Source organism: Chlorogloeopsis fritschii PCC 6912 (assembly GCF_000317285.1).
GTDB classification, from domain to species: domain Bacteria; phylum Cyanobacteriota; class Cyanobacteriia; order Cyanobacteriales; family Nostocaceae; genus Chlorogloeopsis; species Chlorogloeopsis fritschii.
Genome location: NZ_AJLN01000047.1, coordinates 165,102 through 178,051, shown reverse-complemented (window position 1 = coordinate 178,051; position 12,950 = coordinate 165,102). Strand labels below are relative to the sequence as shown.

Sequence of the window (12,950 nt, the reverse complement as noted above, 5' to 3'; positions counted from 1 at the left end):
CCACCGCACTGGCTCCCCTACTAACCACTACCACTAACCCCTTTTTCTGGCGTAGAACGCCAATAAAGCTCGTTTTCTCGTCGCATCAACTGGTTGTCAATTAACTCCCGCTTGAGATTGACAAAATCATGATGGTAGCGCTTAAGAATATTATCAATCATACGTTCTGGATACCTAACCCCCACTTCAAATTTATTTGCTAACCAATTCAGAATTACTAAGCGTTTTTTGCGGCTAGTAGGAATTTCTTTGAGACGTTCTCCCTCTATGTAAGTTTGGAGTATCTTGCTTTCCCATGCTTCTATGTCTACATCCTCAACCCAAGAGGCTATGTTATCTGGCGTTAAAATGTCTTGGCTGACGCTTTGCAAAGTGCCGCTATCTAATTGGTACAGGCGAGTATTACCTTCAGGACGCATAGTTACTAAATGTACTTCTTTTAGCCTTGCTAAATGATGGGATACTGTCGGCTCTTTTAGCTGCAGTAATACTGCCAATTCTTCGACACTGCACTCTTGATTAGCCAGAATACTCAAAATTTTTAATCGGCTCTCATCCGCTAAAGCTTTCAAAAAACGTAGCAAGATCTGAAATTGTTCCGTCTTCATAAACCGTTATAATCTAATTAGATTTTTATCTAATTAGGTTGCTGCCAAACTAGTTGTTTAATCCTCTCCCACACTGCATCATTGCGGTGTAGGTGAATTTTGTTTGTACGTTGATTTTGTTACGTTTTTATAAGCAACTTTAGATTTCTTAACTAGTTTTTTACATTTCGCTATGTATTATCATTGAGCAAGCAAAAATCGGGCATACTGAAGCGATGCTTGTCTGTAGTACAAGCGAAAAAATTTTCCAATGTAGAGCAAAGTAGTCTCTACATGGCTTTAAAAAATAAATTTCCATCTCCACAAGAGATAGAAGAACTATAGTTAGTTCGGGAGTTCTTTTAGATTATCGAGCAAAGTAAAGAACATACTGATTAGTATTTCCTAATTAGCAAATAAAAATTTAAAATAGTTTGAGATTTCTCTTCATCCTGTAAATTTTTAACTATCCGCCATTTTCTTACCAATGCTTTCGCGGTGATGTGGTTCCATAAGGTTAGTGATATCAGGGCCGTATGGAATAATTCCACCCGGATTAAGTGGGAAAAGGTTGCCGTAGTAGTCTCGCTTCACACTTTCTAGATCGCAGGTATTAGCAACGCCCGGCAACTGGTATAAGTCACGCAAGTAAGCCCCTAAATTCTGATAATCCACAATTCTGTGGCGATTGCACTTAAATAGTCCGTAATAGACTATATCAAAGCGGAATAGAGTGGTAAACAGACGCACATCCGCTAAAGTAACTTTATCTGCGCACAAATATCGACTCGTTTTTAGTACTGCATCAATTTCGTCTAGAGTGGCGAACAACTCCTTACAAGCCTTGTCGTATGCTGCTTGAGTTTGGGCAAAACCGCAACGATAGACGCCGTTATTCACTGTGTGGTAAATTTTTTCGTTCCAACTATCTATTTGCTCTCGCAATTCTTCTGGGTAGAGATCAAGTGTGGGATTGGTTGCAAACTCTTTGAACTGGGAGTTTAACATGACGATAATTTCTGAGCTTTCGTTGTTCACGATCGCTTTATTTTGCATATCCCAGAGTACGGGAACGGTAGCGCGTCCTTTGTAACCAGGTACTGCCAAATTATACAATTCGGGGAGAGTGCGGCAGCCTTCTTCCTCTTGGTTGAGAACCCAGATGCCTTCGTTGGGAGAAGGAGACACGATACTAACTGAAATGACATCTTCAAGTCCCTTGAGCGATCGCACAACTAGAGTTCTGTGCGCCCAAGGACATCCTAACCCAACATAAAGGCGATAGCGTCCTGCTTGTGGTTGGTATAAGTTGCCCGCTTCTGTGCTGATAAAATTCCGGAACTGACTGGCGGGGCGGATGTATTCTCCTGACTTGTTGCGGGGGGCAAGGCTCGACATCATGATATGCCAAAGAGTTGTCCAGACAAATTTCCCTGAACGAACAATCAACCCAGAAGGCAGTGACTTACTCTTGTTTTTGGTTTTCTGGTTTTTCAAATCTTTGTCCTGCACAAGCCTTCCTCAACTCCTTCTATTAATTCTGCCTTTTATTGTGCGATATTGCCCGTGTGCTCTCCTCTGCTCCCGAAGCTAATCTTACCTTCTGACTTCAAATGAGATAGAGATGCTTAGTTCTAATTTAGGCTTTGCAGTAGATGGTAAGACAAGTTTTAATTTTGCGATCGCTCAGGTCAATAAAGAGGTAGTTTATCTAATAAAACCTTGAAGACAATATCTATCTACAGAGAGATTATTTTTCTTGAATTAATAGACAAAACTTCAGCCCGCAGGTCGATTCACGCGTTCACCTTTTCAAATTAAAAAAATAATAAGCCTAGATTGACTTTATAAAGTCAAAATCACCAGACGGAAATCAAGAAAGTAAATGAGCGAGCAACTAGTTGAATGTTAATGCTAATATTACCATAATGATAATCTATTTAGCATTAATTTAGTACTGCTCTAATCATCTTTTATTTCTAAACTTTCTTATTGAGTTAATCAAAAATTTCATTTTTGGAGGAAGTTAAATGCAAAAAATCGTTGCTTCATTACGTTCTATTTTACGTCCCATGCGTTTTGTAGTTTTGGCATTCACTTGTGCTTTGCTGTTACTGTCTAATGCTTTGCCTGCTGCTGCAATCGAGAGCTACAAAAGCAATCCTCAAGAAGCTACCGATCAATTGCTAGAAACTCAGCGCAGAACTGATGAATCAGCAAGCAAACCACCTTTGGGATTGGAAGAAACTCAGAAGCGGACAAGTGGGGGTGGACTGAACGAGGTTCAAGGTGCTGCTGATGTTGAAAAAATGAATCGCCCAGAAAATTCTCAACAAGCAACTTCAGTAGAAGAAGAAGTTAGCAATTTCTTGAAAAAAGTCACAGGTAATCAATAAGCCTCATTAGAAAAATTAACCCCAGTATATTGATTTTAAAGCTGGGGTTAATTTATTAATTATTGCTTAATATACCCTGATTATTAAAACAGGCATTTTGGAATTTCGTAAATTTCAAAATGTCTGTACTTGATTTATTATTAAGCATTAAATAATTTTTAGAGCGTTAAGTTTAAATAGCGCATATCAACTGTAAATCAAAAACTAAAAATAGTTAAGAGATTACTAAAAGATTAATCTAATAGTTTAAACTAAATAATACATCTTACAACGCATAGATTAATTTCATAAACACAATCATTCTTGAGGTTGATGTTCTTTCTGTGTTGATTTTGTGAAGTTAGAGAAGAAAGAAAATAACTTAGGGATGAAAAGCAAATGCGTCCACTCAACATTGGTTTAACTGAAGAACAACGTAATGGTGTAATTGAACTGTTGAATAAAGATTTGTCAGATGCGTATCTGTTGGTAGTCAAAACGAAAAAGTACCACTGGGATGTAGTTGGGCCTCAGTTCCGCAGTTTGCATGAAATTTGGGAAGAACAGTACCAACAACTGACTGAAAATATTGATGCCATTGCTGAACGGGTTCGTGCTTTGGGTGGTTATCCTATTGGCACAATGGAAGGATTCTTGAAGAATGGCACCATCAAGGAGCATGGTGGTGATGTCCCCACAGCAACTGGAATGGTGGCTCGACTGGTAGACGATCACGAGCAAGTTATTCGCAATCTCCGCGAGCATATAGATCGGTGTTCTGAAGAGTTCCACGACGAAGGAACTGCTGACTTCTTAACTGGGCTGATGGAAGGGCATGAAGAGATGGCTTGGATGCTGCGCTCCTTTATTGAAGGGCAGGCTCTAGAAGCAGATGGTTCTCAACCAGCAACTGAAAGGAAAACTCCTGTAGGTGTCTAAGCAAGAGCAGATAGGGTTTTACACCATTAGTCAGAGTTTGGATTTTAGAGATTGAGGTTTGAGCGCATATTTGCATCTACCTGCTCATTCCTCAATCTAATGTGTACAAAAACGAAATAATTAAGGAGTATTAAATGCCTGAAGAATATAAAGCAGAGCGTACTATATCAGCTGTTTTTAAAGAGCAGAACCAAGTTGATAATGTTCTTCGGCAATTGTTAGACCGGGGTGTGCCTAGAGATCATATTTCGGTGATGGGCAAAAATTTCCAATCACAAACTCGAATTGCTGGTTTTATTACCAAAAGAGATGTAATTTTGGGAGGTTTGAGACAAGGAGCACTTTTTGGTTCTTTCTTCGGCTCCTTATTTGGCTTGCTTACAGGCGTAGGCGTATTGTTCATTCCTTTTGTTGGCTCGATTGTAGCAGCAGGCCCGATCGGTGCGGTACTATTAGGAGCTGCTAGTGGAGCGATCGCTGGTAGTGCAGGTGCAGGATTGGTATCTGCATTAGTAGCTCTGGGAATGCCAGAAGATAAGGCTGCTGTTTATCAAACTCGCCTGCAAGCCGGGGAGTTCTTGCTAATGGCAGAAGTTCCTAGCAACCGGGCTGAAGAGTTCCAAAACTTGATGCAAGGTGCTGGTGGCGAAGAGATCCACACATTGGAGCAGACACTTCCTCGTCCATGTACCGGGCGCTGCAATAGCGCAGAAGATTTGTCTCCAGAGGTGCGCTCTCATCTTTCACCAGATGCCCAAAATACATTTATTGAACGCTATAACAGCGTCCTAGATCAAACGAACGACCAAGCTCAGGCAGAACAAGCAGCTTGGGAAGCCGTTCATCAGAAATTTGATGAAGATGAAAACGGTGTTTGGTCTAAGGCTAAGGTGAGTGCATAGCCATTAGTCACTAGTCATTAGTCATGGGTTTTACCAATAACTAATGACTAAGGACAAGTAATGGTCTTTACAAAAGAATATGCAGTGCACAATGAGTCGTTAGGGTAATTTATAACTGGCGACTCTAATTATTAACTGACCTTGGCGCGGATTTTGAGTGAATACAAATGCCCCTTCTTCCCTTTCGCCACTGGATAAAAAGTCAATCTGTAAATCTCCTGTTTCAGTGACTTTTTCCCCTATCTTCAACTCAGCCATAATCTGAACTGATTCAGCTGTGCCCCCGCCTGTATTGGTGACTTCAAAAGGAACGTAATATTTTCCATCCACTTCCCGGATAGTTTGTTTGTTGCTAACAGAGAGAATCGGAGGTTTATCGTTTTCGTTTAACCAAACATACCCTACTAAGCCGACTACTATAGCAAGGATAAATGAGGCAGCACCAAAAGTAACCCATTCAGCCGCAGAACGCTTTGGTTGTGGTGTTTCAGTATCGGTTATTTCAGTATTCATACTGCCAACCTTCCAGCTGCACCGCCGATAGTTGCAGGTAGTCCTAATAGCAATGTGTGATTTAACCACATTGTCCAAGGATCGCTCAGAGTTAATTTTTGAAAGAACCACAACATTAATGCTGCCGCCAATAGAGATACTAAATAGGATGCTACCGTCTCACTAATAGGTCTTTGGAAAATTCCTTGTTGCTGCCTGCGTTTTTGTTGATCTGAAAAGCCCGCTTCAAAGACAATAGCATAGGAAATGAGTATAGATGCAGTCATAGTAGCTAAAAGCCAAGGAGGCGAAACAGCTGCTGCTAACATCGGAATTTCATCTGTAGGGGCAATGTTAAATGCTATTACAATTGCACCTATGACTGTTGCACCAATATCAGCAAAGGTTGCGTGTAAATTTGAGTTGTTGTTTTTTTTGTTTGCCTGACGGCTTTTTTGTCCTTCTGTATTTCCATTACGAGTATCTCCCAAAAATTGGTTGGCTAAGGCTACACCAAATGTAAATGGCACGCTCTCAAATGTGATTTTACCAAGCATTTCTTTAAGTGAGGTTTGAGGAGTTAGTTCTTGCAGTAGCAGCAGTATAAATGCAGAGCAAGCTATTCCAATTGCCATAGCTTCTACTGTATCTGTTATCGCTTCATAAGGGCGGCTGCCATGTCTGCGTCTGCGAAAGCCTTCCGTTCGGTTGAGCAAGAAAACAATAATAAATGTGAGTGCGATCGCAAACATTAATATTGATGGTTTTGCAAGCGATCCAATCCACCATACCTCCATTGTGTAAAGTAAGGGGATGCCAAATAAAAAACCACCACAAGCACCTCGAATAATATCGTTCATCTCGCTTGCCCACACATTTTTCCGACGCTTGCTTTTCACACCCATAGTTTTCTGACCACGAAGATTTGCTTTGATATAAGTGTGTGGGCAAATTTGATGCTCCACTATGCGTTCAGCATACCTTATCGGCAGTCAACGTTAGCTAAATCCAATTTTTCTTCTAAATGCTGTGTTTTTTCAAATTAATAATTTTCTTACTAAGCCTAGTTAAACTAAAAAATACATATTTATAGGAGGTTTTTAGCTGCTTATTAACTTTATAAACTAAATTTTATTTGATTTGTATACCATATATTATTTACACATTTTTTGGCGTTTTCTGCCACTAAAATCTGTCTTTAGTTATGCCCTACTAAGAAGTAATTTCTATCTGTTGATAGGTGCAACTTCTAGCTAATTAGTAATATTTTATTTTTGTACAAATCAATTATGCGTGTATTTTAGGAGGAAAAATAATGAGTTTAGAAAAGAGAGTAGAAGCAACTGCTAAAAATATTGAAGGCAAAGTTCAGGAAGTAATTGGTGATGTAACTGGCAATCCTAAAGACCAAGCAGAAGGTCAAGCAAAACAAGCAGAAGCCCAACTTCGCCATACTGTTGAGAATATCAAGGACGATGTTAAGAAATCATTAGATTAATTCTATCTTTTTAACTACTGACATTACTTAAAAACTCCACTGAATTTAAAACAGTGGAGTTTTCTATTGATGGTGAAAAACAAGAAAAGGTTAGCTCCTTGTAAATCGGCTCTAACCATGATTTCTCCTAGCATTCGTTTAAACTGTGCTGCGTCGAGTAATCAAACCCCAGATAAAAATAGCAATTATTGCGCCAATGATGGCAACAATCAAGCCAGGAATACTAAGAGTGCTTGCAGTTAATTGTAGTGTTCCCGTGTTGATTAAAGAAACTATACTTCCACCGATAAATGCACCGATGATACCTAAAATCATGGTTGCCAGAATTCCACCACCCTGACGACCAGGATAAATAGCCTTAGCAATAGCTCCTGCAAGAAGACCGAGTATTATCCAAGCAATAATATTCATAATTAGCTCCTTGGTCTTTTCCTACTGTTATTCTACTTCTAAATTAAGATATCAATTACAGTTTTTCTTTTCTTCTACCTCAAGTCAAGTCACTGTTCTATCGCAAGAAGTAATTATTATCAATATTGATTTAAATATAATTACTTAGACTAAAGTTTTTGGCTTACAGACAATCTTATCTTAATTATTAATAAATTAGAGTTACTATTAATACTTTTTTCACTACTGTCTTTAATTATTAAAGGTTAAATATACGGTGGAGATATATTTCATGTGTGTTCAATATCACCAAATATCAGCAATCCATAGAATGAAGCAATTCTATTTGTTGACCCTCGATATCGTTACTCTAAATTTAGAATTTATACCAATTTGAAAAAAGATTGCGACAGATGCACATTGTATTACAATCCCTCCAACCGTTGATGAAGTGAGATTGGAGGGTTCGTAATTTACTGTAACCTTGAGCGATAACTATACAATGAATCGCATTACAGATAACAGACTTGTTAGGTGAGAGTAAGTACAAAAAAGATTGACTGAATCATACGCTCTTTTGGGTTCTTGGTTATCGGTTGTTGATTTTTCTATCAATCGCTAACTGCTAACCATTTTCTATTAGCTATAAATCATTTATGATTTATGCTACTAACCCTGAACGCAAGGCGCGCACAGCTGCTTGGGTACGATCATCGGCACAGAGTTTATTGAGAATATTGCGAACGTGAGTTTTTACCGTTCCAACTGTAATGTACAGTTTCTCTGCAATTTGTCCATTACTACATCCAGCCACGATCAACTCAAGAATCTCCAGTTCTCTTTGAGTCAGAGGATAGGTTTCCAAAACTTGCTCGTACTCAGGTGCCAGGGCATCAATTTTTACAGTCTTGCTTTTCTCGGCGGCTTGTCCTTCTGGTAAAGCTTTACGCATTTGGAGCAAGACGACATTGGCGATCGCTGGATCGATCCAAGAGTTTCCTTCGTAAGTTGCTTGAATTGCTTCGGTTAACCTATCAATACTCGTGTCCTTCATATAGTAGGAGTCTGCTCCTGCTGCAAAGGCAGCAAGCACAGCATCCTCTGAATGTTCCATCGTGAGAATGAGAATCTTTGTTGTTGAATCTCCCGTTTCGGCCTGCCATTGCCTAAACTTACGGGTGAGTTCAATCCCATCCATGTCAGGCAATCCAATATCCACAACAGCTACATCTGGCTTCGCAGTTTCCAAGAGTTTTAGCCCTTTAGTAGCATTTGCGGCTTCACCAACAACTCGAACTGTGCTATCTGTCTGTAATGCAGCTTTTAGCCCCATTCTGGTCAGATCGTGATCTTCAATTAGAACAATACTAATTTCGCTCATTGGTATCCTTACTCTCTACTCATTGCATCTGTCGCAGGCCGACATTTTACTATTTATTTTTTTATTTTCCAAAACTAAAGATAGATGATTTTTCAATAAAATTGCATCCACCGATAGAAGTACTCATTTTGTTCTCAATTAGCAAGACTACAGAACAAAAAATCTAGCCAATGATATATAGCGAGCCAGCAAAGAGTTATGAAATAATAATTTAACTAGTGCTTGCGACCGTAAGTATTTAATTCACAGCACCTGCTAATTTAACCTTCACCAGTTTCCAGATACTTTCAAGCTTAAAGTTTTAAGTTTGCTTAATATAAGCAAACATAGCTTAAATATCCTAACTTATGTGCGAACAGAAGAAAGCGAAAAATTTTTTCCTAGTTTGATTCAAATTGCTAATTAACCATTGCCAGTTCAGATTGAGCATACAAACCGAACCATGATTGTGAGGATATCTGTGACAATAAAAACAATAATAAAAATTTAAAAAACAGATTATGGTTCAAAACTCTAAATCTGCTACTGGCATGAAAAAATTAGAGCAAGAGGAAGCAAGCTTGATTGAGAGTAAGCGATACTTTAATGCCATATTTCAGCAATCCTTTCAATTGCTTGCACTTCTTAAGCCAGAAGGCACTGTTATTGATGTAAATCAGGCAGTATTAGATTTTAGTGGACTGGATAAAAGCAAACTAATTAATCACCGATTTTGGGAATGTGGTATTTGGGCAACTTCAAACCAAACTCAGGAACTATTATCTTGTGCGATCGCCCGTGCGGCAAAAAAAGAAGTGAGTCGCCATGAAGTCGAGGTTTTGGCTGCGGGGAATGCAATTGCAACCATTGACTTTGCGATTAAACCAATCACAGATGAAAGGGAACGGGTAATTTCTTTGGTTTGGGAAGCTCAAGATCTTAGCAATCAAAAACGTGCGGAAGCAGAAATCCACAAGCTCAAAACTCAACTGGAGCAATGTGTAGCCGAGCGCACACTCCTATACGAAAATTTAACAGAGATTAATAACTGCCAAGATATCAAAAAAGTATTACAAGAAACTGAAGAACGTTTCCAAATCATGGCAGACACCGCCCCAGTTATGATTTGGATGTCAGGTACTGATAAGCTATGTGATTATTTTAATAAAGGATGGCTGGAATTTACTGGCCGCTCCATGGCACAAGAATTGAGTAATGGTTGGGCACAAGGGGTGCATCCCGACGATTTAGAGCGTTGCTTAAAAACTTACATTAGTGCTTTTGATGCTAGGCAACCTTTCAAAATGGAATATCGCCTGAGACGTTTTGATGGAGAGTATCGTTGGGTTTTGGATACAGGCACTCCCAGGTGGAATGCCGATGGCAGTTTTGCCGGGTATCTTGGCTCGTGTATTGATGTGAGTGATTTCAAACAAGCAACCATAACTCTCAAACAACGGGCAGAAGAACTAACGCGCACCAATGCGATTTTGGCAAAAACAACAACTCTGCTCAAAAAACGCAATGATGAACTCGATCAGTTTGCTTATGTTGCTTCCCACGATTTAAAGGCACCTTTACGAGCGATCGCTAATCTCTCAGAATGGATTGAAGAAGATTTACAAGGCAAGCTACCAGAAGAAAACCAGCACCAGATGCACTTGTTACGGGGGCGAGTGCACCGCATGGAGGCTTTAATTAATGGCTTGTTGGAGTATTCCAGAATTGGGCGTATCCAAACTCCAGTGTCTGTAGTAGATGTAGGCGAATTACTACAAGAGGTAATTGATTTGGTAGCACCGCCACCTACTTTTACTATTGAAGTGGAACCGGGAATGCCAATTTTCGTAACGAAGAAATTACCCTTACAACAGGTGTTTGCGAATTTAATCGCGAATGCCATAAAGCATCATACCCGCCCTGATGGTCATGTGAAAATTTCCGTGCAAGATCGGGGAGATTACTATGAATTTGCGGTTGTAGACGATGGCCCTGGTATTGCTTTAGAGTATCAAGAAAAGGTATTTTTGATTTTCCAAACCCTAGAAGCACGAGATCAAAAAGAAAGCACGGGAGTAGGTTTGGCAATTGTCAAGAAAATCGTGGAAACCGAAACAGGCGCGATCGCCTTAGAATCTCAACAAGGAATGGGTTGTACTTTCCGCTTTACTTGGCCTAAGCAACCCAGGGAATTATATGCCTAAGTTGGTAATTAGTTTACCTTTACGATCTAACTCTGACCAATGACTGAGGACGTTTACCAACCTACCAATTTACAATTGGGTTGAGCTTGGGTGTGCAGTATTTTTTTTTACTGCTTTTCTAAGCTTCTTGCGCTCATGCAAGCAGCCACTTTAATTGAATTCAGCTAATTACTAATTTTTAATAATATTAATTATTAGTAGTCAGCAGTAAAGCTGATTCTGATACTCTAAATCAATAAGCTGAATTTGCAAAACATTAACTGGTTTCTCCGATTGAGGTGATGTTGGAAAAAGTAATTAATATACTACTTGTGGAGGATGATGAAGTCGATGTAATGAATGTCAGACGGGCATTCAAGAAGGTTAATATTACAAATCCGCTTTACATTGCTACCAATGGGATAGAAGCACTAACGATGCTGCGGGGCAGTGAAGGAAAACCTCCTCAAGTGCCCGGACAGCGACGTTTAGTTCTGCTAGATTTAAATATGCCCAAAATGGGTGGGATAGAATTTCTGCAAGAATTACGCTCCGATCCCCACCTGAAACCAACTCCTGTGGTGGTAATGACAACTTCAAATCAGGATAAAGACCGAGTAGAAGCTTACAATTTGAATGTAGCTGGCTATATTCTTAAGCCTGTGACATTTGCAAATTTTATTGAACTAATGGCAACGCTGAATAAATATTGGATGTTGTGCGAAATGCCTTAGTAAGACTCTGGTCACTCGTGTCCACATTATGATATCTCAATAATTTAAAATATAAAATAAATGTTTCTAATGGTTAACAAGTTTGAATGCTATACAAGAACCTATATATTAGTACCAATAGATAAAGGTGATGGAAGAGACGCTAAACATATTAGTTGTAGACGATGACCAAGTTGATCGCATGACAGTTCGCCGTGCCCTCAAGGCAGCAGGTATGAATGTGGAAATAGTTGAGGCAGCTGACTGTCGTGATGCGATCACTGCTCTGAGTCAAACTGCTTTTGACTGCGTTTTCTTAGATTATCGCCTACCAGACCAAGATGGGTTGAGCTTAATTCATGAAATACGTTTTCGCGGCATCAAAGTTCCTCTAGTAGTTCTCACAGGTCAAGGAGATGAACAAATAGCCGTAGAACTGATGAAGGCAGGTGCAACAGATTATCTTTCTAAGTCTAGAGTATCCTCAGAAATACTAGCACAGATTTTGCGGAATGCAATTCGAGTTTATCGAGCAGAAATGCAGGTAGCTTTTGTAAATCAGCAACTGCGAGAAAGCAATGAATTACTAACTCAACAAAACCAAGAACTGGAAGCACAAAGACAGCAGATTGAGTTGCAAAATCAGAAGCTAATGGAAGCATCCCAACTTAAAACTCAGTTTTTGGCAACTATGTCTCATGAACTGCGAACACCGATGAATGCGATTATCGGCTTTTCTCAGTTATTGCTGCGTCCTCAATGTGGTAGCCTCACACAGCAGCAAAGAAATATGGTAGAGCGCATTTTTAACAACGGCAAACACCTGTTAATGCTTTTAAACGAAGTTCTTGACTTTTCCAAGTTAGAAGCAGGCAAATTAAACCTCAATCCAGAGATATTTGATTTATCTCAAGTCGTTAAAGCTACTACAGCCGAAATGATTTCCCTCGCAGAGGCAAAAAAACTTTCTGTGCAGGTGCAAAGCGATTTACAAAATGCTGTAGTTTTTAACGATCCTTTGCGTGTGCGACAGATTTTAATTAATCTGCTCTCTAACGCGATCAAGTTTACAGAGTCAGGTAGCATCGGTGTAGATGTCAAGGAACTACCCAATAATTATGTCGAAATAGCAGTTTGGGACACAGGTATTGGTATTGCTTCTTCAGATATAAAATATATATTTGAAGCCTTTCGACAAATTGACCAGAATATTACTCGTAAATATCCTGGCACTGGTCTTGGTTTGCCGGTGGTAGATGCCCTGGTACAAATGATGGGTGGTAAAATCAGCGTTGAAAGTCAATTGGGTAAAGGTTCGGTGTTTAGAATCGAACTGCCGCGTCAAATATCACCTGCAAAGCAGCAAAGTTCAGACGGCAAAAATTCAGATAAAATGTCTAAAATTACTGCTTTATCCTCGAAGGGAGCCACACTCAGACAACAAGATCTCCGCTTTGCTCAACAGAGACTGCCAAGAGAAAGGGGGGATAAATAAGGTTTGTCTATGAGCC

General features: G+C 39.6%; 13 protein-coding genes. 7 read left to right on the top strand and 6 right to left on the bottom strand.

Annotated features, from left to right (window positions below):
- Positions 1–20: 20 nt before the first annotated feature.
- Both UYC_RS0106030 and UYC_RS0106025 read right to left on the bottom strand, forming a co-directional pair.
- Positions 21–608: a DUF2087 domain-containing protein gene (locus UYC_RS0106030; protein WP_016873751.1), complete on the bottom strand. Its 588-nt coding sequence runs from the start codon at positions 606–608 to the stop codon at positions 21–23.
- A 441-nt stretch (positions 609–1,049) separates the two neighbouring features.
- On the bottom strand, positions 1,050–2,099 hold the full coding sequence (locus UYC_RS0106025) for a glutathione S-transferase family protein (RefSeq protein WP_016873750.1): 1,050 nt from the start codon (positions 2,097–2,099) through the stop codon (positions 1,050–1,052).
- A gap of 518 nt (positions 2,100–2,617) precedes the next feature.
- Here UYC_RS0106025 and UYC_RS0106020 point away from each other — a divergent pair.
- The 3 genes from UYC_RS0106020 to UYC_RS0106010 all read left to right on the top strand — a co-directional run bounded on the left by UYC_RS0106020 (position 2,618) and on the right by UYC_RS0106010 (position 4,803).
- Positions 2,618–2,983: a hypothetical protein gene (locus UYC_RS0106020; protein WP_016873749.1), complete on the top strand. Its 366-nt coding sequence runs from the start codon at positions 2,618–2,620 to the stop codon at positions 2,981–2,983.
- 378 nt (positions 2,984–3,361) lie between these two features.
- Positions 3,362–3,901, top strand: a complete 540-nt coding sequence (locus tag UYC_RS0106015; RefSeq protein WP_016873748.1) for a Dps family protein — start codon at positions 3,362–3,364, stop codon at positions 3,899–3,901.
- 134 nt (positions 3,902–4,035) lie between these two features.
- Positions 4,036–4,803 (top strand): ChaB family protein, encoded by a 768-nt coding sequence (locus tag UYC_RS0106010; protein WP_016873747.1) that lies wholly within the window; start codon positions 4,036–4,038, stop codon positions 4,801–4,803.
- Positions 4,804–4,902: 99 nt separating this feature from the next.
- Here UYC_RS0106010 and UYC_RS0106005 read toward each other — a convergent pair whose 3' ends face one another.
- Together UYC_RS0106005 and UYC_RS0106000 are read right to left on the bottom strand one after the other, a co-directional pair.
- Positions 4,903–5,316, bottom strand: coding sequence for a TIGR02588 family protein (locus tag UYC_RS0106005; RefSeq protein ID WP_016873746.1), 414 nt, complete (start codon positions 5,314–5,316; stop codon positions 4,903–4,905).
- Positions 5,313–6,200 (bottom strand): TIGR02587 family membrane protein, encoded by an 888-nt coding sequence (locus UYC_RS0106000; protein WP_026087388.1) that lies wholly within the window; start codon positions 6,198–6,200, stop codon positions 5,313–5,315. The genes UYC_RS0106005 and UYC_RS0106000 overlap by 4 nt, the downstream gene beginning before the upstream one ends.
- A gap of 410 nt (positions 6,201–6,610) precedes the next feature.
- Here UYC_RS0106000 and UYC_RS0105995 point away from each other — a divergent pair, with 410 nt between their 5' ends.
- Positions 6,611–6,793, top strand: coding sequence for a CsbD family protein (locus UYC_RS0105995; RefSeq protein ID WP_016873744.1), 183 nt, complete (start codon positions 6,611–6,613; stop codon positions 6,791–6,793).
- A 138-nt stretch (positions 6,794–6,931) separates the two neighbouring features.
- Here UYC_RS0105995 and UYC_RS0105990 read toward each other — a convergent pair whose 3' ends face one another.
- Both UYC_RS0105990 and UYC_RS0105985 read right to left on the bottom strand, forming a co-directional pair.
- Positions 6,932–7,204 (bottom strand): GlsB/YeaQ/YmgE family stress response membrane protein, encoded by a 273-nt coding sequence (locus UYC_RS0105990; RefSeq protein WP_016873743.1) that lies wholly within the window; start codon positions 7,202–7,204, stop codon positions 6,932–6,934.
- A 640-nt stretch (positions 7,205–7,844) separates the two neighbouring features.
- A complete protein-coding gene (locus UYC_RS0105985) occupies positions 7,845–8,564 on the bottom strand; it encodes a response regulator (RefSeq protein WP_016873742.1) in 720 nt (239 codons plus the stop codon).
- 500 nt (positions 8,565–9,064) lie between these two features.
- Here UYC_RS0105985 and UYC_RS0105980 point away from each other — a divergent pair, with 500 nt between their 5' ends.
- The 3 genes from UYC_RS0105980 to UYC_RS0105970 all read left to right on the top strand — a co-directional run bounded on the left by UYC_RS0105980 (position 9,065) and on the right by UYC_RS0105970 (position 12,934).
- Positions 9,065–10,747 (top strand): PAS domain-containing sensor histidine kinase, encoded by a 1,683-nt coding sequence (locus UYC_RS0105980; RefSeq protein WP_016873741.1) that lies wholly within the window; start codon positions 9,065–9,067, stop codon positions 10,745–10,747.
- 281 nt (positions 10,748–11,028) lie between these two features.
- Complete coding sequence (locus tag UYC_RS0105975) at positions 11,029–11,460, top strand: response regulator (RefSeq protein ID WP_016873740.1); 432 nt, start codon at positions 11,029–11,031, stop codon at positions 11,458–11,460.
- 130 nt (positions 11,461–11,590) lie between these two features.
- On the top strand, positions 11,591–12,934 hold the full coding sequence (locus UYC_RS0105970; protein WP_016873739.1) for an ATP-binding response regulator: 1,344 nt from the start codon (positions 11,591–11,593) through the stop codon (positions 12,932–12,934).
- Positions 12,935–12,950 lie beyond the last annotated feature (16 nt).